Origin of the sequence: Pseudomonas sp. RIT-562 (assembly GCF_026241895.1) — a bacterium.
GTDB classification, from domain to species: Bacteria; Pseudomonadota; Gammaproteobacteria; order Pseudomonadales; family Pseudomonadaceae; genus Aquipseudomonas; species Aquipseudomonas mandelii_F.
Genome location: NZ_JAPJIV010000001.1, coordinates 345,270 through 365,646, shown reverse-complemented (window position 1 = coordinate 365,646; position 20,377 = coordinate 345,270). Strand labels below are relative to the sequence as shown.

Sequence of the window (20,377 nt, the reverse complement as noted above, 5' to 3'; positions counted from 1 at the left end):
ACGCGTTATTTGTTCGCGCTGGAGATCCATGTGGGAGCGGGCTTGCTCGCGAAGAGGCCCGCCCATCCACCAAAAATCCCACGCACGCAACATCTGGTAACTCCTCCAGCCACTCATCGATTGAGAAGGCAAATGTGAGTCCTTATCATTTGGCCTCAAATTTTCAATCGAGAGACCGCTCCCATGTTGGCACCGAAGCGTCTACTGACCGCACTCGCCCTGACCCTGATCGGCAGCACCGTCGCGCAGGCCGCCGATGAGGTGGTGGTTTACTCCTCGCGTATCGACGAGCTGATCAAGCCGGTATTCGATGCCTATACCGCGAAAACCGGGGTCCAGGTCAAATTCATCACCGACAAGGAAGCGCCGCTGATGCAGCGCATCAAGGCCGAGGGCGAGAATGCCACGGCTGACCTGCTGCTCACCGTCGATGCGGGCAACCTCTGGCAAGCCGAGCAGATGGGCATCCTGCAGCCGTTCATCTCCAAAGTGATCGACGCCAACATTCCGCTGCAATACCGCTCCTCGGCCCACGCCTGGACCGGCCTGAGCCTGCGCGCGCGGACCATTGCCTATTCGACCGAGCGAGTGAAGCCCGGCGAGCTGACGACCTACGAAGGGCTGGCCGACAAGAACTGGGAAGGGCGCCTGTGTCTTCGCACTGCGAAAAAGGTCTACAACCAGTCACTGACAGCCACCATGATCGAAGTGCATGGTGCCGACAAAACCGAGCAGATTCTCAAGGGCTGGGTGAACAACCTGTCCACCGATGTCTTCTCCGATGACATCGCCGTTCTCGAAGCGATCAATGCCGGCCAGTGCGATGTGGGCATCGTCAACACCTACTACTACGGCCGCCTGCACAAGCAGAAGCCCGACCTGGCGGTAAAGCTGTTCTGGCCTAACCAGGCGGATCGCGGCGTTCACGTCAACCTGTCGGGTATCGGCCTGACCAAGCATGCGCCGCACCCGGAAGCTGCCAAGGCGTTGGTGGAATGGATGACGACGCCTGAAGCGCAAAAGATCTTCGCTGACGTGAATCAGGAATTCCCCGCCAACCCGGCTGTTCCGCCGTCCGCTGAAGTGGCGAGCTGGGGCAAGTTTGTTGCCGATACCTTGCCGGTGGAGATTGCTGGGAAGCGGCAGGCGGAAGCAATCCGGATGATGGATCGGGCTGGCTGGAATTGAGTCTGGTTCTTTAAGGATCAAAAGATCGCAGCCTCCGGCAGCTCCTGCAGGGTGTACATAATCCCACTGTAGGAACTGCCGGAGGCTGCGATCTTTTTGCGTTTTCCCTACACTGCACGATTTTCCCGCGAGAGCGCTTCCTTGGCCCACCCCGCCCAACGCCGCTGGTATCCCCTGGTCTTCGCCATCGCCGCGCTGGTCCTGCTGCCTCTCAGCGTCTTGCTGTTGTCGTGGCAAACCATCGATCAACAGATCTGGTCGCACCTCTGGGACACCCAGATGCCACGACTGCTGGGCAATACGCTGACTCTGGTGCTCGGCGTCGGGCTCGGGGTGACACTGTTGGGTGTCAGCCTGGCGTGGCTCACCAGCCTCTGTGAGTTTCCAGGCCGTCGTTGGCTGGATTGGGCGCTGATGCTGCCGTTCGCGATCCCTGCGTACGTGCTGGCCTTTGTCTTTGTCGGGTTGCTGGATTTTGCCGGTCCCGTACAAACGCTGATGCGTGAGTGGTTCGGCACAGGCTTGCGGCTGCCGCGAGTGCGCTCCACCGGCGGCGTCATCCTGGTGCTGGTGCTGGTGTTTTATCCCTACGTTTATCTGCTGGCGCGCACCGCGTTCCTGGCCCAGGGCAAAGGTTTGATGGAGGCCGCGCGGGTCCTTGGGCAGTCTCCGTGGCAGGCGTTCTGGCGAGTGGCGCTGCCGATGGCTCGCCCGGCAATTGGCGCGGGCGTGGCCTTGGCCTTGATGGAGACCCTGGCGGACTTCGGTGCCGTATCGGTGTTCAACTTCGATACGTTCACCACCGCCATCTACAAGACCTGGTATGGATTCTTCAGCCTGTCCACTGCGGCTCAGTTGGCGAGCCTGTTACTGCTGGTGGTAATGCTGGTGCTGTACGGCGAGCGGCGAGCCCGTGGCGCCAACCGGGCGAGCAATGAACGGCCGCGGGTCAAGGCGCTGTATCACCTGCGCGGGTTCAAGGCTGTGGCAGCCATGAGCTGGTGCGGGCTGGTGTTCGCCTGTGCCTTTGTGATTCCGATGCTGCAACTGGTGGTGTGGTTCTGGCAGCGTGGGCGCTTTGACCTCGACGAGCGCTACGCCGGGCTGATCGTGCATACCCTTTATCTAGGCGCGATGGCTGCGCTGATCACCGTCAGCGTGGCGCTGGTGTTGGCCTTCGCGCGCCGCCTGGCGCCGACCCGGGCCATTCATTCCGGCGTAAGCCTGGCCAATCTGGGTTACGCCTTGCCCGGGTCAGTGCTGGCGGTCTCGATCATGCTGGCGTTCAGTTACCTGGATCGCGAGCTGGTGATTCCGCTGTCCGCCTGGCTGGGCGGGGCAGGCAAGCCGTTGCTGCTGGGCAGCCTGTGCGCATTGCTGCTGGCCTATCTGGTGCGCTTCATCGCAGTGGCCTACGGCCCGCTGGAGAGCAGCCTGGCGCGTATACGGCCATCTTTGCCCGAAGCGGCACGTAGCCTCGGCGTCAGTGGGCCACGACTGTTTTTCAAGGTGTATCTGCCGTTATTGCTTCCGGGGACATTGAGCGCTGCCTTGCTGGTGTTCGTCGACGTGCTCAAGGAAATGCCCGCGACCCTGCTGATGCGCCCGTTTGGCTGGGACACGCTGGCCGTGCGGATCTTTGAAATGACCAGCGAAGGAGAGTGGGCGAGGGCATCCTTGCCGGCGCTGACCCTGGTTCTAGTGGGGCTATTACCGGTCATCGGATTGATCAGGCGCTCGGCGCATCGAAACGCCTAGGTGCCAGTCCTACACCTTGCAGCTACAATGCGCGGCATTCGGTGCGGCATGTCCTACAGATAAGATCGCTGAAATCGATTGAAAGCCCTCTAATTCAGGGCTTTCAGTCCGTGCAGAACTTGCCCGCACCTTCGCCACGCCCGGAAGGAGAAACCCATGGGACAGCGCACGCCTCTGTATGACCTTCATCTCGCCCTCGGCGCGAAGATGGTCGATTTTGGCGGTTGGGATATGCCTCTGCATTACGGCTCGCAAGTTGAGGAACACCATCAGGTGCGCCGCGATTGCGGGGTTTTCGATGTATCCCACATGACCGTGATCGATATCAGCGGCCCCCAGGCCAAGGCCTGGCTCCAGTATCTGCTGGCCAATGATGTCGAGCGACTGCACAGCCCTGGCCGGGCCTTGTACAGCACCATGCTCAACGAGCGTGGCGGCATAGTCGATGACATGCTGGTCTATCGCCTCGAGGACAGTTATCGGCTGGTGGTCAATGCTTCCACGCGCGACCAGGATCTGGCCTGGATGCAGGCGCATCTCGACGGATTCGACGTGCACCTGATCGAGCGCTCGGAGCTGGCAATGCTGGCCATCCAGGGCCCCCAGGCCCGGCATAAAATCTGCGAACTGGTCTCCCAGTCCCGTGGCAACCTGATCCAGCTGCTCAAGCCGTTCGAAGGTCGGTCCGACGGGGACTGGTTCATCGCTCGCACCGGGTACACCGGTGAAGACGGTCTGGAAATTGTCCTGCCCGCCAGTCAGGCCCCGGGGTTCTTCAACGACCTGGTAGGCGCGGGCATCTCGCCGATCGGCCTCGGTGCGCGGGATACGTTGCGAGTTGAAGCCGGAATGAATCTGTACGGCCAGGACATTCATCAGGATGTGTCGCCCCTGGCTTCGAACATGGCCTGGAGCATTGCCTGGGAACCGGCCAATCGCCAGTTCATCGGCCGTGAGGCCCTGGAGGCCGAGCGGGACGGGGGCGTACAGCACAAACTGGTCGGGCTGGTGCTGGAAGAGCGTGGTGTACTACGCGCTCATCAGGTGGTTCGGATAGCCGATGTTGGCGAAGGGGAGATCACCAGTGGTAGTTTCTCTCCTACGCTTAGCAAGTCGATTGCACTGGCGCGCGTGCCGATGGCAACTGCCGACCGCGCCGAAGTGGAAATCCGTGGCAAGTGGTACCCGGTCCGAGTGGTCAAACCGACCTTCGTACGCCATGGCAAAACCTTGATCTAACCCTTTTTTGGCGGGCAACGACCGCTGACATTTATTCTTGAGGACACAGAAATGAGCGATATCCCTGCCGACCTGCGTTTTGCCGAAAGTCACGAATGGGCCCGTCTCGAAGCCGATGGCACCGTCACCGTAGGCATCAGCGACCACGCTCAGGAAGCCCTGGGCGACGTAGTGTTCGTCGAGTTGACCGAAGTGGGTAAAGTCTTCGCCGCGCAAGACCAGGCTGGTGTAGTGGAGTCGGTCAAGGCTGCCTCTGACATCTACTCGCCGATTGCTGGCGAAGTGATTGCGGTCAACGAAGACCTGGGCGGTTCGCCTGAGCTGCTCAATACTGACCCGTATGGCGCGTGGATCTTCAAGCTGAAGCCAGCCAATGCTGCTGACCTGGACAAGCTGCTGGATGCAGCCGCCTACAAGGCCGCTATCGGCGAGTAAGCGCTCAGCGTCACCCCCAAAGCCCCGACCTGTCGGGGCTTTTTTTTAGATAAAAGATCGCAGTGACGGTGCCTGCTATGCTGGTTTGACCGTGTTACATCGACGCCGAGCGCCACTCAAGAGAGAGCCCGTCATGTCCCAGCTGCCGTCCCTGAGCCAGTTACGCGACCCCAATGCCTTCCTGCGCCGTCACCTCGGCCCCGATGCCGCCGAGCAGCAAGCCATGCTCGACAGCCTGGGCATCGGCAGTCGGGTCGAGCTGATCGAGCAGACGGTGCCGCCGGGCATTCGCCTGAACCGCGCGCTGGATCTGCCGCCCGCCCTCGACGAAGAAGCCGCATTGGCCAAGCTTCGTGGCTACGCCCAGCAGAACCAGGTGTGGACCAGCCTCATCGGCATGGGTTATCACGGCACCCTCACGCCCCCGGTCATTTTGCGCAACGTCCTGGAAAATCCCGGCTGGTACACCGCCTATACCCCTTATCAGCCGGAGATTGCCCAGGGCCGACTGGAGGCGCTGCTGAACTTCCAGCAGATGACCATCGACCTCACCGGGCTGGAGTTGGCCAACGCCTCGCTGCTGGACGAAGCCACGGCGGCCGCAGAAGCCATGGCACTGGCCAAACGCGTGGCCAAGTCGCGCAGCAACGTGTTTTTCGTCGATGAAAATTGTCATCCGCAGACCATTTCGGTGGTGAAGACCCGTGCCGAAGGTTTTGGCTTCGAGCTGGTCATTGATTCGGTGGAAAATCTCAGCCAGCACCAGGTGTTCGGCGCGCTCCTGCAATACCCCGACACCCACGGCGAAATCCGCGACCTGCGCCCGCTGATCGATCACTTGCATGCCCAGCAAGCACTGGCCTGTGTCGCGACCGATCTGTTGAGCCTGCTAATGCTCACTCCGCCGGGAGAACTGGGTGCCGACGTGGTGTTCGGCTCTTCCCAACGATTTGGCGTGCCCATGGGTTACGGCGGGCCCCACGCGGCATTTTTCGCCAGTCGCGAGGAGTACAAACGGGCAATCCCGGGGCGCATCATTGGTGTGTCCAAGGATGCTCGCGGCAACGTAGCCTTGCGGATGGCCCTGCAGACCCGCGAGCAACATATCCGCCGCGAAAAGGCCAACTCGAACATCTGCACCGCTCAGGTCCTACTCGCCAATATCGCCAGCTGCTATGCGGTCTATCACGGTCCGGAAGGACTCAAACGCATCGCCCAAAGGGTTCATCGTTTGACCTGCATCCTGGCAGCGGGGCTTGAGCGCCATGGCATCACCCGTCTCAACCAGCACTTCTTCGACACCCTGACCCTGGAAGTCGGCGGCACCCAGACTGCGATCATCGAAAGTGCCCGGGCGGCGCAGATCAATCTACGCATCCTCGGGCGCGGGCAACTGGGCCTCAGCCTGGACGAAAGCTGCGACGAAGACACCATAGCCCGGCTGTTCGATGTGTTTCTTGGTGCCGATCATGGGCTCATCGTCGAGGAACTGGATGCCGAATCGCTCGTCAGCGGCATTCCGCAAGGGCTGCTCAGGACTTCGCCTTACCTGCGACACCCGGTGTTCAACGCCCATCACAGCGAAACGGAAATGTTGCGCTACCTCAAGCAGCTGGAGAACAAGGACCTGGCGCTGAACCAGTCGATGATTCCCCTGGGCTCCTGCACCATGAAGCTCAACGCCACCAGCGAGATGATCCCCATCACCTGGCCGGAATTCGCCAACCTGCACCCCTTCGTACCGAGGGAGCAGACGACGGGTTATACGCTGATGATCGAGGAGCTGGAGCGCTGGCTTTGCGCGATCACCGGCTTCGACACCATCTGCATGCAACCTAACTCAGGTGCCCAAGGCGAATACGCCGGGCTACTGGCGATCCGCAAATACCATGAGAGCCGGCAGGAGGGAGCGCGGGACATCTGCCTGATTCCATCTTCGGCCCACGGCACCAACCCGGCTTCAGCGCAGATGGCCGGGATGCGCGTAGTGATTGTCGAGTGCGACGAGGCGGGCAACGTTGATCTGGACGACCTTAAAGACAAGGCGGCTACGGCAGGGGACAAACTCGCCTGCCTGATGGCGACCTATCCTTCGACGCATGGCGTGTATGAGGAGGGCATTAGCGAGATTTGCGAAGTTGTCCACAGCCACGGTGGCCAGGTGTACATGGATGGCGCCAACCTGAACGCGCAGGTCGGGCTGGCGCGCCCGGCCGACATCGGCGCGGATGTCTCGCACATGAACCTGCACAAGACTTTCTGCATTCCGCATGGCGGCGGGGGCCCGGGCATGGGGCCGATCGGGGTGCGGGCGCACCTGGCGCCATTCGTGGCCAATCACCCGGTAGTGCCGATTGACGGGCCGCTGCCGCAAAATGACGCCGTGAGCGCCGCGCCCTGGGGCAGCGCGAGCATCCTGCCGATCAGCTGGATGTACATCGCGATGATGGGGCCACAATTGGCGGATGCCAGCGAGGTGGCGATTCTCGCGGCCAACTACTTGGCGCAACATCTGTCCGGCGCTTTCCCGGTGCTCTACACCGGGCGTAACGACCGGGTGGCGCATGAATGCATACTCGACTTGCGACCCTTGAAGGCGCTGACCGGGATCAGCGAAGAGGACGTCGCCAAACGCTTGATGGACTACGGTTTCCACGCGCCGACCATGTCGTTCCCGGTGCCTGGCACCTTGATGGTGGAGCCTACCGAAAGCGAATCAAAAGCAGAGCTGGATCGCTTCATTGGCGCGATGCTCAGCATCCGCGCGGAAATCACCGAGGTGCAGAACGGCAATTGGCCGGCTGAGGACAACCCGCTCAAGGGCGCACCGCATACGCTGGCGGATGTCACCGGGGTTTGGGAGCGGCCCTACAGCATTGAGCAGGCGGTGACCCCGGATGCGCATACCAAGGCCCACAAGTACTGGCCGGCGGTGAATCGGGTGGACAATGTGTACGGCGACCGCAACCTGTTTTGCGCTTGCGTGCCGGTGGATGATTATCGTTGAGCACCATCCGAGCATGCCCACTACCACAAAGATTTGTGCCGCGACGCAAATTCGGAGCCGTACCCAAAACCTGTGGGAGCGGGCTTGCTCGCGAAGGCGGAGTGTCAGCCGATTAAGATTCTGAACGTACCGGCCTCTTCGCGAGCAAGCCCGCTCCCACAGGGGTTCTACAGGGTGGACACAAAAATGCCGCTCATGCGAGCGGCATTTTTGGTTCAGCGAACAGGCTTATTCCGACGCCACAGCATTCTTCGCCAGGATCGCATTCGCCAGCTCCATATCCGTAGCCTGCAGGCCAGGATTGTCGGCGCGGACCTTCTGCATGGCTGCTTCCAGGTACGGGCCGCGGATGCCGCCGTCGCTGGCGACGAAGCTGCCGGCGTCGTCCTGGGCCGCCACAATCAGCTTGTGATCCTTGAACGTCAGGTAAGTCGAGCCGGTAGTGGCACCGGACGAGATGACGTTACGCCAAAAGCTATCGGCCATCGCCGATCCGACTGGAAGGGACAGTAAGGCGATGGTGGCGACAGCAAACTTGAAACGCATGATGGGTGACTCCACTGGATTAACTACCGCCTTGGATCGTCAATTTGCCAATCCAGTTCCGTGGTGGCTTACTCGGACGGTTCCACCAGCAGGATCGTGCCTTGCTGGCCCGTCACTCGAACCCGACTGCCGGAGGGCGCATCGGGCCCGTGAGCCATCCAAACTCCATCGGCGACCTTGATCTTGCCGCGCCCGTCGACAATCGCCTCGTGCACCACAAAGGTCTTGCCGATCAACTCCTGGCCCCGCAGATTGAGGTTCGGTTCGTCACTCTGGCGGATCGCGCTGCGCTGGCGTCGCCACCAGTACAGCGCGGTGGCGATCGAAAGCAGGCCAAACAGCAGAAACTGCACTTCCCAGGACAAGCCCGGAAGCAGGAACGTCAACACGCCAACGGCGGCTGCGGCCATGCCGATCCACAGCAGATAGCCGCCGGCACCGAACACTTCAAGAATCAGCAGCAGGGTGCCGACCGCCAGCCAGTCCCAGAACGACAGGTTTTGCAGGAATGCCCACATGGTATGCCTCAGGCTTTCTTGTTATCGAACGTAGCCTTGACGATTTCGCCGATGCCTCCGACTGCGCCGATCATCGAGCTGGCCTCAAGTGGCATCAGGATCACTTTGCTGTTGTTGGCCGACGCCAGTTTGCCCAACGCATCGATGTACTTCTGGGCGACGAAGTAATTCACCGCTTGCACGTTACCGCCAGCGATCGCTTCCGACACCACCTTGGTGGCCTGGGCTTCAGCCTCGGCTTGACGCTCCCGGGCTTCGGCCTCGAGGAACGCGGCTTGGCGACCGCCCTCGGCTTCGAGGATCTGCGCCTGCTTCTTGCCTTCGGCCGTCAGAATCGCTGCGGCACGCAGGCCTTCGGCTTCGAGGATCTGCGCGCGCTTGATCCGCTCGGCCTTCATTTGCCCGGACATCGCGGCCATCAGGTCGGCGGGCGGGCTGATGTCCTTGATTTCGATCCGGGTGATCTTGATGCCCCAGGGTGCAGTCGCCTCGTCGACAGTGCGCAACAGTTTTTCGTTGATTCCGTCACGCTGGCTGAGCATCGCATCCAGCTCCATGGAGCCGAGGACGGTACGGATGTTGGTCTGCAGCAGGTTGCGAATCGCGTGTTCGAGGTTGTTGACCTCGTAGGCGGCCTGCGCCGTGTTCACTACCTGGAAGAAACACACGGCATCGATCTGCACCGTGGCGTTATCGGCGGTGATGACTTCCTGCGGCGGGATATCCAGCACACTTTCCATCACGTTGATCTTGCGGCCGATGCGGTCCATGACCGGAATGATGATGTTCAGGCCGGGCTTGAGGGTGTTGGTGTAACGGCCGAATCGTTCGACCGTCCATTGATAACCCTGGGGCACGACTTTGAAGCCCATGAACAGAATGGCGACCACCAGGCCGACAAATAGCAGGAGCACGGTACCGATCTGCATAACAATTCCCTGTTGAGTGCATCAATGAATTTCGACCGCAGGAGTGTAGCGATGCCAGTCATGGATATGAACCACAACTGGGCTCTCGCATCATCAGGACTTACTTCTGTTCGCTCTGTGGCGTGACCCGCAGCACCTCTTCGATGGTCGTCAGGCCGGCCGCGACCTTCTGCGCGCCCGACAGGCGCAGGCTGCGCATGCCTTCCTTGAAAGCCTGCCGGCGCACCGCGAGCAAGTCGGTGTCGGGGCTGATCAGCGCCTTGATCCCGTCGGTCAGCTGCATGATTTCATACACCCCCGCACGCCCACGGTACCCGGTGTCACGGCATTCCAGGCAGCCGATGGCGCGCTGGGCGTTACCCGGTAGCGGTGCTTGCCAGGGCCTGGTCAGGGTTTGCCAGTCCTCTTCGCCCAGCGCCAGCGGCGCCTTGCAGTGCGGACACAAGGTGCGCACCAGGCGCTGGGCCATGACGCCGAGCACCGTCGCCTTGATCAGGTAGTGCGGCACGCCCAGTTCCAGCAGGCGGCTGATGGCGCTGGGTGCATCGTTGGTGTGCAGCGTCGACAGTACAAGGTGACCGGTGAGCGCAGCCTGGATCGCCATTTCAGCGGTTTCGAGGTCGCGGATCTCGCCGATCATGATGATGTCCGGGTCTTGCCTCATCAGCGCGCGGACGCCGGCGGCGAAGGTCAGGTCGATGTTGTGCTGGACCTGCATCTGGTTAAACGCCGGCTCGACCATTTCGATCGGGTCCTCGATGGTGCAGAGGTTGACCTCGGGCGTCGCCAGTTTTTTCAGGGTGGTGTAGAGCGTGGTGGTCTTGCCTGAACCGGTTGGCCCGGTCACCAGGATGATGCCGTTGGGTTGGCGGGTCATGTCCTGCCAGCGGCGCAAGTCTTCGGCGGAAAAGCCCAACTGATCAAAATCCTTGAGCAGCACTTCCGGGTCGAAAATACGCATGACCATTTTTTCGCCGAACGCGGTCGGCAAGGTCGACAGCCGCAGCTCGACTTCACCACCGTCCGGAGTCTTGGTTTTCACCCGGCCATCCTGGGGTTTGCGCTTCTCCGCAACGTTCATCCGGCCCAGGCTTTTCAGGCGACTGACGATCGCCATGGTCACCTGCGGGGGGAATTGATAGACGTTGTGCAGGACTCCGTCGATGCGAAAACGCACGGTGCCCTGCTCACGCCGCGGCTCGATATGAATATCGCTGGCGCGCTGCTGGAAGGCGTACTGGAACAGCCAGTCGACGATATTGACGATGTGCGCGTCGTTGGCGTCCGGCTCCTGGTCGCTGGCGCCGAGGTTGAGCAACTGTTCGAAGTTACCCATCGAATTGATCTGCTGATCACCGGTTGTCGCCCCGCTGACCGATTTGGCCAGGCGGAAAAACTCGACGCTGAAGCGCTGGATATCCACCGGGTTGGCCACTACCCGCTTGATTGGCAGCTTCAGGACATGGGTCAGGTCGGCCTCCCAGCCGTTGACGTAGGGCTGGGCGCTGGCCACGGTGACGGCGTCGCGATCGACCGAAACCGCAAGAATCTTGTGGCGCTGGGCGAACGCATAGGACATCAGCGGCGTGATAGCCGCCACATTGATCTTCAGCGGGTCGATGCGCAGGTACGGCTGCCCGGCGTGCTGTGACAGCCACAGGGTCAGGCTTTCCAGGTCGAGATGCTTGCCGGGGCGGCTGAGATCGTCGAGATGCTGGCCGGCAATGAACTCCAGTGGATGCAGTTGGCCATTAGCCGCATGGCGCCGTCGGGCATTGAGTGCGAGTTCGGCCGAGTCCTGGCTGACGAAGCCCTGGTCGACCAGTTCGCGCAGCAAATCATTGAGATCCAGCCAGCGGTCCTGAATGGCGAGTTGAACGGACATGCGGGCTCCTCATGAACAACAGTGCGCAAAGGATAGACGCGCAGGCGCCAACCGTTGGGCCACTACCCGACGAAGCCGTATCGAGGGGTTTCAGCCTGCGGCTTGCGGGGGGATCAAGTCGCCGATGAGTTGGTCGCTCTGATTTTCTGGTAGGCGGGCTGGCCTGATCGCGGGCAAGCCTTGCTCCTACAGAAACTGTGGGAGCAAAGCTTGCTCGCGATGGCGTCTTTACATGCGCAGCAACATCTTCCACGCACGATTCTGATAAACCGCAATCGCCTGCTGCTTGCGCGCATCCAGGGATTCGTCGGTGATCGGCTCGTTAGCCAATTGCGCCAACTGCTTCAGCTCACCGTACAGGCGATCCATTTCCGGGATCTCCAGCACGCCACGGGCGTGGTGCAGCCAGGACTGGATGCGCTCGATGCGCGGCAGTTGCTCGGCGAGGTCTTCGGGTTGTTGCTGATAGCGCTGCAGTTGCAAGGAGGTTGCCTCTTCGCCCAGCAGGCGCGGCAGCCAGCTGCCCAGTTGCGCCGCGCCCTGGCGATTGCCGCGCACGTTGCGCTCGGCGGTCCAGGTGCGAGCCAGCAACCAACGCGAAGTGCTCAGGGAGAACAGGCCCCAGCGCGGGTCTTCCAGTTCTTCGAGGAACTGTTCAGGCGCGGCTTTGCGCACATCCTCATCATCCACCCCGGCCTGGACCAGCGGACGCCAGTCTTCGAGCAAGGCATCCAGCGCAACTCGCAGGTCGTGGGTCGATTGACGCGGTGCGGCTTGCCCCAGGCTGCTGAGCAGTGCGCGCATTTCGGCCAGGTTCTCGACCCAGTCCAGCAACAGGCGCCAGTGACCATTGAAGCGGTACTGCTCCGCCAGACGCTGGCTGCTGCCGAGCAAATGCCAGCACAGCGCGGCGAATGCGTCGTCCAACGGCATTTCGGCGCTGATCTGCGGCGCCGGCAGGCTCAGGGAATAGCTGTTGGCGTCGTACAGGCGATAGCCGCGTTCGGCCTTGCTGATGTCACACGGCATCAATGCCAGGGTCGCGGCCAATTCGGCAGCCAGTTCCAGCAGGGCAGCCGGTTCACCTTCGCGCAATTCAAGTTCCAGCTCGCAGATCTCTTCCTTCTGCTTGCCGACCACCACGTGGCCCAGGTCCAGTGCGGCTTCGATGACCACTTTGGTCTTGCCACGGCCCCAGGCGATTTCGGCGCGCTCGCGAACGAAGTCGGTGGTGAAAATGGCTTTCAGGGTTTTCTTGTCCAGCTCGGCCAGTTCTTCAGGCCAGCATTCGCCGTCAAGTTTTTTCACGTCGAGCTTGGCTTTGGGCAGGTTCCAATCGTATTCGTTACGCTCGGACAGACCGGCAACGCTTTGGCCGCGGGTCTTGAGGGTCTGAATCACTTCTTCGCCATCGCGGCGCAGGCGCAGGGCAACCTTGGCACGGGCCAGGTCGCGCTCAGGCGTGTCGAAGTACTGATTCATCAATTCACGGCGTTCCCAGCCACTTTTGTTGCGTTTTTTCAGTAGCGGGTGCTCGCGCAGGGCAGCGAGGGTTTCGCGGCTGACGCGGAGTTTGATTTCGGTTTCTTTCTGCATGGCCGGAAAATCCAGGATCGGGAGCGCAGCCGGGGGAATGTGTGGCTGCCAAGGCCGTGCAGTGTACAGGACTCGTCCATCCTTCGCGCCGCGACGGTTTATTCCTGTCACTGGATGGCTCTATGATGGACTTCAATTCGGGAGTTGGAGTCAGCGATGCCTTTGCCGTCCATGAAAGATCAGTTCGCTGCGCTGATCGCCGCGCCGTCCGTCAGCTGCACCCAGGCCAGCCTCGATCAGACCAACCGTCCGGTGATCGACTTGCTGGCGACCTGGCTGGGCGACCTGGGTTTTGCCTGCGACATCCAGCAGGTCAGCCCCGGCAAATTCAATTTGCTCGCCAGCTACGGCTCCGGCCCAGGCGGCCTGGTGCTGGCCGGACATAGCGACACGGTGCCGTTCGATGGCGCGTTGTGGCAGACCGACCCATTAAAACTCACCGAAGTCGACGGCCGCTGGGTGGGGTTGGGCAGTTGTGACATGAAGGGCTTTTTCGCCCTGGCCATCGAGGCCGTCATTCCCCTGCTCGACCAGCCGTTCAAGCAGCCGTTGCTAATCCTCGCCACCTGCGATGAAGAAAGCTCGATGTCCGGCGCCCGCGCGCTGGCTGCGGCGGGACGTCCACTGGGGCGCGCGGCAGTCATCGGCGAACCGACCGGGCTGAAGCCGATCCGCATGCACAAGGGCATCATGATGGAGCGCATCGACATCCTTGGGCAGAGCGGCCATTCCTCGGACCCGCGCCTGGGCCATAGCGCCCTCGAAGCGATGCACGACGCCATCGGTGAACTGCGCGGCCTGCGTTTGCTGTGGCAGCGCGAGTTTCACAACCCGCAATTCGGCGTTCCCACGCCCACCATGAACTTCGGCTGCATCCATGGCGGTGACAATCCCAACCGGATTTGCGGCCAGTGCTCCCTGGAATTCGACCTGCGTCCGTTGCCGGGCATGGACCCAAAGGCCTTGCGCGCGGAGATTTTGCAAAGGCTCAAGCCGGTCGCCGAGCGGCATCAGGTGAAGATCGATTACGCGCCACTGTTCCCGGAAGTGCCGCCCTTCGAGCAGGCCGAAGACGCGGAACTGGTGCAGATCGCCGAAAAGCTCACCGGCCACACCGCCGAAGCAGTGGCGTTCGGCACCGAAGCGCCTTATCTTCAGAGCCTTGGTTGTGAAACGCTGGTGCTTGGCCCCGGGGACATAGCTTGTGCCCACCAGCCGGGGGAATACCTCGAAATGTCACGTTTGCAGCCTACGGTGCATCTATTACGTCAACTGATTGAACATTACTGCCTGACACCAGCCAAACCTGTCGGCTGAACACAAATCCCCCGACGGCCTTTAAATTGATGTTGGTCCAACCCGTATTCATGAGGAGAGCGCGCGTGTCGCCAAGCCTGTTCCGACGATAACCATCAGCCCGCTGTGCGTTGTTCCGTTTCGCCCATTATTTGGCTGCTATTTATTACAGGCCCAGGTTCATGCCCGAATACGTTAATTGGCTTCGTCACGCTTCCCCTTACATTAATGCCCACCGCGATTGCACCTTTGTCGTCATGCTGCCCGGCGATGGCGTTGAGCATCCGAATTTCGGCAATATCGTCCATGACTTGGTGCTGCTGCACAGCCTGGGTGTGCGCCTGGTGCTGGTTCACGGGTCGCGTCCACAAATCGAAACCCGCCTGGCTGCCCGTGGCCTGACCCCGCATTACCACCATGGAATGCGCATCACTGATGCCGCCACTCTGGAGTGCGTGATCGATGCCGTCGGCCAATTGCGGATTGCCATCGAAGCACGGCTGTCGATGGACATGGCGTCTTCGCCGATGCAGGGCTCGCGCCTGCGGGTAGCCAGCGGCAACCTGGTGACTGCGCGCCCGATCGGCGTGCTGGAAGGGGTCGATTATCACCACACCGGTGAAGTGCGGCGGGTCGACCGCAAAGGCATCAATCGCCTGCTGGACGAGCGTTCCATCGTGCTGCTCTCGCCTTTGGGCTATTCGCCAACTGGCGAGATCTTCAACCTGGCTTGCGAAGACGTCGCCACTCGGGCGGCCATCGACCTGGGTGCCGACAAACTGCTGCTGTTCGGTGCCGACCTCGGCCTGATCGACGAAAACGGCCGCCTGGTGCGCGAATTGCGTCCCCAGCAAGTCCCGGCGCATCTGCTGCGCCTGGGCAGCAATTATCAGGGCGAACTGCTCGATGCCGCTGCCGAAGCCTGCCGTGGCGGTGTGGCGCGCAGTCATATCGTCAGTTACGCCGAAGACGGTGCGCTGCTGACCGAACTGTTCACCCGCGACGGTGGCGGTACTTTGGTCGCCCAGGAGCAATTCGAGATTGTCCGCGAAGCGGCGATCGAAGACGTGGGCGGATTGCTGGACCTGATCAGTCCGCTGGAAGAGCAGGGGATCCTGGTGCGTCGTTCCCGCGAGGTACTGGAGCGGGAGATCGAGCAGTTCAGCGTGGTCGAGCGCGAAGGCATGATCATCGCCTGCGCGGCGCTGTATCAGATTGCCGATTCCGACGCGGGTGAGCTGGCATGCTTGGCGGTAAACCCGGAATACCGCCACGGCGGGCGTGGTGATGAGCTGCTGGAGCGCATCGAGACTCGCGCCCGGGAGCAAGGCTTGAAGACCCTGTTCGTACTGACGACCCGGACCGCCCACTGGTTCCGCGAGCGCGGTTTTGTGCCAAGCAGCGTGGACCGGCTGCCGTCGGCTCGGGCGTCGCTGTACAACTATCAGCGTAATTCGAAGATCTTCGAAAAGACTCTGTAACGCAGATCACCTGTGGGAGCTGCCGCAGCCTGCGGCAGCTCCACGGGTGCGATTACTTCACGTACTTCGAGCTGACATACGCCGAATAGTCCGGTAGCACCGTCTCGACCTTGCCCTGTTCCTTCAAGAACTTCGCCGTCTCACCAATCGCCTTGGCCGTGCCGCCATCCAGCAGCGCGGTAGTCTGCTGTGCCTGGGCGTCCGGGAATGCCGAGCCCGCCAGCAACTCAGGCACATCGGCCGCATTGGCCCCAGTCAATTTGGCGATTTTCAGCACCGGCACTGAATCGGCGGTCCAGCTGTCTTTGTGCGCGGCATACTCGGCAAACGAGTCCAGGGTGACCTTGGCAAATTTGGCGATGACTTCCGGGTGTTTCTCTGCGTAATCCTTGCGCGCTACCCAGACTTCAAAGGTCGGAGCGCCCCATTGGCCGACTTGGGCTGCATCGGTCAACGTCTTGCCGGTCTTGCGGATCTCCCCCAGTGCAGGCGACCAGACGAAAGCCCCGTCGATATCACCCCGTTTCCAGGCAGCGGCAATTTCCGCCGGCTGCAGGTTCACCACCTTGACTTGCGAAGTGCTCAGGCCCCAGTGCTTCAGCGCACCGAGCAGGCTGTAATGGGAGGTTGAAACGAAGGGTGTGGCGATGGTCTTGCCGATCAGATCTTCCGGTTTATTGATCCCGCTGCCATTACGGACAACCAGCGCTTCGGCAGCATTGATTTGCGCCGAAACGATGAACGCAACGATGGGCAAGTTGCGCGAAGCGGCAGCGGCGAGCGGGCTGGAGCCCAGGTTGCCGATCTGCACATCCCCGGAAGCAATCGCCGTGACCACTTCAGGCCCGCTGTTGAAGCGGCGCCAGTCGATTTTCTGGCCGATGGTTTTCTCGTACAGGCCGTCTGCCTGCGGCACCTTGCTCGGATCAATCCCGGTCTGATAACCCACGTTAAGGTCGGCCGCGACGGCACTGAACGAAATTAATGCCGATACACAAACTGTAACAATTGGATTGGATAGTGCGCGCTTGATTGTCATGGCCGGGTCTTCGATGAGAGGAAATGCGGATTTCCGTTAAATCTAATCGAACTAAAAAACGGCCAATAAATACCTTTTAGGAATTAGCTTATAGGTTCCCTTTTCGCCAGACCGGGCACTGCGAGCAATTCCGAAAAGATATAAGAAATCATCGCATGCTTCCTGTTGGATTTATGCCGGGCGCATCAGCCTGCACATGCCGATTTTATGGGGTGTTAGACCATGGTCGTAGTCACATACGGTTACGATTGACTTGCAGGTCACGGTCTGGCGCTAATCGCAAATCCTAGGATCCCGGGCATTCGACCCAGGGCCAGGAATACAAAAATTAGAAACGAGAGGAGCTTAAAAAATGAACAAGTCCACCTTGGCCTTGGCCGTGGCCGTAGGGGTTATGGCGCAGCAGGCAGGCGCCGCCGGTTTCATTGAAGACAGCAAGGCTTCCGTCAGTTCTCGCACCATGTATTACAACGCCGACACCCGCGAAGGCACCGCCAACGACCAGCGTGAAACTGCCCAGGGCTTCAAATTCGATTACCTGTCGGGTTTCACTCAAGGCACGGTCGGCTTCGGCTTTGACGCCCAGGCATTGGTGGGCATCCATCTGGACGGTGGCCGCGGTCATCACCCAGACAACAACTCATTTTTCCCCAGCGACACTGACGGTTCCGCATCCGATCCGTGGAGTCGCGTAGCCGGTAACGTCAAGGCACGCATCTCGAAAACCGAAGCCCACCTCGGTGGTGCCTTGCAACCGAGCATGCCGGTGCTGATCGCGAACGACAGTCGCCTGCTGCCACAGACCTTTGAAGGCGGCACCATCACCTCGAAGGAAATCGACAACGTCACGTTCAACGCAGGTCAGCTGGAACACGCAGCAGGTCGCGCGTCGTCGAACACCACCGGCCTGGCGGTGGCTGGCGGTACTGAAGAAAGCAACAAATTCCGTTACGGCGGTGCGGACTGGAAGGTCACCAAAGACCTGATGCTGCAGTACTACTATGCGAATCTGGAAGACTACTACAAGCAACACTTCCTGGGCCTGGTACACGTCTATCCGATCAGTGCCAACCAGTCGTTCAAGACTGACCTGCGGTATTTCGACAGCAGCTCCGACGGCAAGAATGGCGATGCGGGTTACCGCTTCAACAACAATGGCGGTTACGCGAAGAACCCGGGCGAGGTGGATAACCAGACCTGGAGTGCCATGTTCACCTATACCCTGGGTCCGAACGCCTTCTTGCTGGGCCACCAGCGTGTCAGCGATGACGGTGGTTTCGTTTACCTGAACCAGGGCAACGTGGTTGACGGCAACGGTCGCAACGAAGGCGCTGGCGGTGCGAGCTTCTACCTGTTCACCGATGCCATGGTCAACGGCTTCGTACGTGCGGGCGAGAACACCACATTCGGCCAGTACACCTTTGACTTCGCTTCCCTGGGTGTTCCAGGCCTGAAGGCCTCGGCCGCTTATCTGCGTGGCGAGGACATCAAGGCCACCAACGGCGTTGGCAAAGACCAGACTGAGTGGGAACGTGACCTGCGCGTGGATTACGTGATCCAGACCGGCGCACTGAAGGGCTTCGGTACTACCGTGCGTCACGGCACCTACCGCGGCGACACCAATATTTCCGCGCAAGACCAGACTCGTGTGATCTTCAACTACACCTATAGCTTCCTGTAAAAAGCTGAAGAAAGAGCCCCGCTGAACGGCGGGGTTTTTTTCGAGTTTTTCGCCATATTTCCATTTGGTCTTATGATGTAATTTATTATTCTTTTTAGCTTTTAATCGAAACCCCTAAAGTGCATCCCTCCTGAGCCGATATCAGTGGCCCAGCGCGATTAAATGCCGTTTTTTTATTCCAGAACGGCATGAAAAGCATGAAATAAATTTTTATACGTTTACCATGCGGCCCCCATCCACCTTGGTCAGACCCCTGACTTAGACACGTCAGTGCGGTGACCTGTGGTTGTGGTTTGCGTTAAGCGCGTATTTCAGGATCCGGAGCATTCGACTCCGGGCCAAAAAATTAGAACCATAGGAGCGAAACAATGAACAAGTCGACCTTGGCCCTGGCCGTGGCGGTAGGGGTTTTGGCGCAGCAGGCAAGTGCTGCCGGATTCGTGGAAGACAGTAAGGCCACCCTGGGCCTGCGTAACTTCTACATCAACACCGATAACCGTGACGGTGCCGGCGCGAACAAGAACGAAGAGTGGGGCCAAGGCTTCGACCTGCGTTTCATCTCCGGTTACACCCAGGGCACTGTTGGCTTCGGTATCGATGCCATTGGCCTGCTGGGCGTGCGTCTGGATTCCGGTGGCGGTACTAACGGTGCCACGGCCACTTCCTACGGCGGCACTGTGTTCCCAAGCAAGTCCAACGGCGAAGCGGTGGATAACTTCTCCAGCCTGGGCCTGACTGCCAAAGCCAAGATCTCCCAGACTGAACTGAAGTTGGGTACGCTGCAGCCGAAACTGCCGGTCATCGTGACCAACGACGGTCGTCTGCTGCCACAAACCTGGCAGGGCGGCCAGATCACTTCCGGCGAGATCAAGGACCTGACTCTGGTCGGCGGTCAGATCGAGCACGTCAAAGGTCGTAACTCCAGCAACAATGAACAGCTGTCCATCGGCGGTGCTAACGCTCGTGTCGCCAACAGCAACAAGTTCATCTACGCCGGCGGCGACTACAAGATCACCAAAGACCTGACTGCCCAGTACTACTACGGCAACCTGGAAGATTTCTACAAGCAACACTTCCTGGGCCTGGTGCACAACTGGGCTATCGGTCCGGGTGTCCTGAAGTCTGATCTGCGTTATTTCAACAGCTCGGATGACGGTGCCAACTCCAATACTGCTGCCTACTTCAGCAACGGTAACTACAACGGCGTGGCAAGCGGTAAAGGTCCGGTCGATAACAACCTGTACAGCGGCCTGTTCCTGTACACCGTTGCCGGCCACACCTTCGGTGGCGGTTATCAGGTCAGCAATGGCAGCAGCGACTTCCCTTGGTTGAACCAGGGCGACGGTTCGTCGAATTACACCATCACTGACATGCAGATCCAGAAGTTCGGCCGTGCTGGCGAGAAAACCTGGCAAGTCCGTTATTCCTATGACTTCGCCAAAGTCGGCGTGCCGGGTCTGACTGCTGGCGCCGTATACCTCAAAGGTGATGATATCGACACCGTTGGCGCAAACCGGCAACCAGCTGCTTCCGGTGCCTCCGAGTGGGAACGCGACTTCACCCTGGCGTATGTAGTGCCTGAAGGCCCGCTGAAAAACGTTGGCTTCATGTGGAAAAACGCTACCTGGCGCACCGACCTGCCGAACACCCGTTCGCAGGACGAGAACCGCCTGATCCTCAGCTACTCGATCCCGCTGCTGTAATAGCGCTCGCAGTACTGACGTAAAAAAGCCCTGCCCGGCACTACGCCGGGCGGGGCTTCTTGCGTTTTTAGCATTA

Annotated in this window: 15 protein-coding genes; 9 read left to right on the top strand and 6 right to left on the bottom strand. The window is 60.3% G+C overall.

Going from position 1 to position 20,377, the window contains the following annotated elements; all coding sequences use genetic code 11:
• Positions 1 to 183: 183 nt before the first annotated feature.
• The 5 genes from ORL50_RS01640 to gcvP all read left to right on the top strand — a co-directional run bounded on the left by ORL50_RS01640 (position 184) and on the right by gcvP (position 7,627).
• Positions 184 to 1,188, top strand: coding sequence for an extracellular solute-binding protein (locus ORL50_RS01640; RefSeq protein ID WP_266009471.1), 1,005 nt, complete (start codon positions 184 to 186; stop codon positions 1,186 to 1,188).
• 141 nt (positions 1,189 to 1,329) lie between these two features.
• Positions 1,330 to 2,946 carry an ABC transporter permease gene (locus tag ORL50_RS01635; protein WP_266009470.1) on the top strand — a complete coding sequence of 539 codons (1,617 nt, stop codon included), beginning with the start codon at positions 1,330 to 1,332 and terminating at the stop codon, positions 2,944 to 2,946.
• Between the two features lie 156 nt (positions 2,947 to 3,102).
• Entirely contained in the window at positions 3,103 to 4,185 is a 1,083-nt protein-coding gene (gcvT, locus tag ORL50_RS01630) for a glycine cleavage system aminomethyltransferase GcvT (protein ID WP_266009469.1), read from the top strand.
• A gap of 51 nt (positions 4,186 to 4,236) precedes the next feature.
• Positions 4,237 to 4,620 (top strand): glycine cleavage system protein GcvH, encoded by a 384-nt coding sequence (gene gcvH, locus ORL50_RS01625; RefSeq protein WP_266009467.1) that lies wholly within the window; start codon positions 4,237 to 4,239, stop codon positions 4,618 to 4,620.
• Between the two features lie 133 nt (positions 4,621 to 4,753).
• On the top strand, positions 4,754 to 7,627 hold the full coding sequence (gcvP, locus tag ORL50_RS01620) for an aminomethyl-transferring glycine dehydrogenase (RefSeq protein WP_266009465.1): 2,874 nt from the start codon (positions 4,754 to 4,756) through the stop codon (positions 7,625 to 7,627).
• Between the two features lie 228 nt (positions 7,628 to 7,855).
• On the opposite strand, the gene ORL50_RS01615 is transcribed toward gcvP, so the two are convergent.
• The 5 genes from ORL50_RS01615 to ORL50_RS01595 all read right to left on the bottom strand — a co-directional run bounded on the left by ORL50_RS01615 (position 7,856) and on the right by ORL50_RS01595 (position 13,101).
• A complete protein-coding gene (locus tag ORL50_RS01615; RefSeq protein WP_266009463.1) occupies positions 7,856 to 8,173 on the bottom strand; it encodes a DUF2388 domain-containing protein in 318 nt (105 codons plus the stop codon).
• Between the two features lie 68 nt (positions 8,174 to 8,241).
• Positions 8,242 to 8,691: an NfeD family protein gene (locus ORL50_RS01610; RefSeq protein ID WP_266009462.1), complete on the bottom strand. Its 450-nt coding sequence runs from the start codon at positions 8,689 to 8,691 to the stop codon at positions 8,242 to 8,244.
• Between the two features lie 8 nt (positions 8,692 to 8,699).
• A complete protein-coding gene (locus ORL50_RS01605; RefSeq protein WP_045059637.1) occupies positions 8,700 to 9,620 on the bottom strand; it encodes an SPFH domain-containing protein in 921 nt (306 codons plus the stop codon).
• 100 nt (positions 9,621 to 9,720) lie between these two features.
• A complete protein-coding gene (gene tfpB / locus ORL50_RS01600; RefSeq protein WP_266009460.1) occupies positions 9,721 to 11,505 on the bottom strand; it encodes a type IV pilus assembly ATPase TfpB in 1,785 nt (594 codons plus the stop codon).
• A 228-nt stretch (positions 11,506 to 11,733) separates the two neighbouring features.
• Positions 11,734 to 13,101, bottom strand: a complete 1,368-nt coding sequence (locus ORL50_RS01595) for a CYTH domain-containing protein (protein ID WP_266009458.1) — start codon at positions 13,099 to 13,101, stop codon at positions 11,734 to 11,736.
• A gap of 156 nt (positions 13,102 to 13,257) precedes the next feature.
• Between ORL50_RS01595 and argE the strand changes: the two genes are divergently transcribed.
• Complete coding sequence (gene argE, locus ORL50_RS01590; protein ID WP_266009457.1) at positions 13,258 to 14,418, top strand: acetylornithine deacetylase; 1,161 nt, start codon at positions 13,258 to 13,260, stop codon at positions 14,416 to 14,418.
• A gap of 161 nt (positions 14,419 to 14,579) precedes the next feature.
• Positions 14,580 to 15,878, top strand: a complete 1,299-nt coding sequence (argA, locus tag ORL50_RS01585) for an amino-acid N-acetyltransferase (RefSeq protein ID WP_266009456.1) — start codon at positions 14,580 to 14,582, stop codon at positions 15,876 to 15,878.
• A 52-nt stretch (positions 15,879 to 15,930) separates the two neighbouring features.
• On the opposite strand, the gene tauA is transcribed toward argA, so the two are convergent.
• Positions 15,931 to 16,917 (bottom strand): taurine ABC transporter substrate-binding protein, encoded by a 987-nt coding sequence (gene tauA, locus ORL50_RS01580; RefSeq protein ID WP_266009455.1) that lies wholly within the window; start codon positions 16,915 to 16,917, stop codon positions 15,931 to 15,933.
• 352 nt (positions 16,918 to 17,269) lie between these two features.
• On the opposite strand from tauA, the gene ORL50_RS01575 reads away from it, so the two are divergent.
• Positions 17,270 to 18,598: an OprD family porin gene (locus ORL50_RS01575; RefSeq protein WP_266009454.1), complete on the top strand. Its 1,329-nt coding sequence runs from the start codon at positions 17,270 to 17,272 to the stop codon at positions 18,596 to 18,598.
• Between the two features lie 368 nt (positions 18,599 to 18,966).
• Positions 18,967 to 20,301 (top strand): OprD family porin, encoded by a 1,335-nt coding sequence (locus tag ORL50_RS01570; RefSeq protein ID WP_266009453.1) that lies wholly within the window; start codon positions 18,967 to 18,969, stop codon positions 20,299 to 20,301.
• The last annotated feature ends 76 nt before the right edge of the window (positions 20,302 to 20,377 follow it).

Bases quoted from the DNA above. Each gene is read 5' to 3' on its own strand.
- ORL50_RS01640 (WP_266009471.1), top strand. From the start codon at position 184: ATGTTGGCACCGAAGCGTCTACTGACCGCACTCGCCCTGACCCTGATC.
- ORL50_RS01615 (WP_266009463.1), bottom strand. From the start codon at position 8,173: ATGCGTTTCAAGTTTGCTGTCGCCACCATCGCCTTACTGTCCCTTCCA.
- tauA (WP_266009455.1), bottom strand. From the start codon at position 16,917: ATGACAATCAAGCGCGCACTATCCAATCCAATTGTTACAGTTTGTGTA.
- ORL50_RS01575 (WP_266009454.1), top strand. From the start codon at position 17,270: ATGAACAAGTCCACCTTGGCCTTGGCCGTGGCCGTAGGGGTTATGGCG.
- ORL50_RS01570 (WP_266009453.1), top strand. From the start codon at position 18,967: ATGAACAAGTCGACCTTGGCCCTGGCCGTGGCGGTAGGGGTTTTGGCG.
- gcvH (WP_266009467.1), top strand. From the start codon at position 4,237: ATGAGCGATATCCCTGCCGACCTGCGTTTTGCCGAAAGTCACGAATGG.
- gcvP (WP_266009465.1), top strand. From the start codon at position 4,754: ATGTCCCAGCTGCCGTCCCTGAGCCAGTTACGCGACCCCAATGCCTTC.
- ORL50_RS01610 (WP_266009462.1), bottom strand. From the start codon at position 8,691: ATGTGGGCATTCCTGCAAAACCTGTCGTTCTGGGACTGGCTGGCGGTC.
- ORL50_RS01595 (WP_266009458.1), bottom strand. From the start codon at position 13,101: ATGCAGAAAGAAACCGAAATCAAACTCCGCGTCAGCCGCGAAACCCTC.
- gcvT (WP_266009469.1), top strand. From the start codon at position 3,103: ATGGGACAGCGCACGCCTCTGTATGACCTTCATCTCGCCCTCGGCGCG.
- tfpB (WP_266009460.1), bottom strand. From the start codon at position 11,505: ATGTCCGTTCAACTCGCCATTCAGGACCGCTGGCTGGATCTCAATGAT.
- ORL50_RS01605 (WP_045059637.1), bottom strand. From the start codon at position 9,620: ATGCAGATCGGTACCGTGCTCCTGCTATTTGTCGGCCTGGTGGTCGCC.
- argA (WP_266009456.1), top strand. From the start codon at position 14,580: ATGCCCGAATACGTTAATTGGCTTCGTCACGCTTCCCCTTACATTAAT.
- argE (WP_266009457.1), top strand. From the start codon at position 13,258: ATGCCTTTGCCGTCCATGAAAGATCAGTTCGCTGCGCTGATCGCCGCG.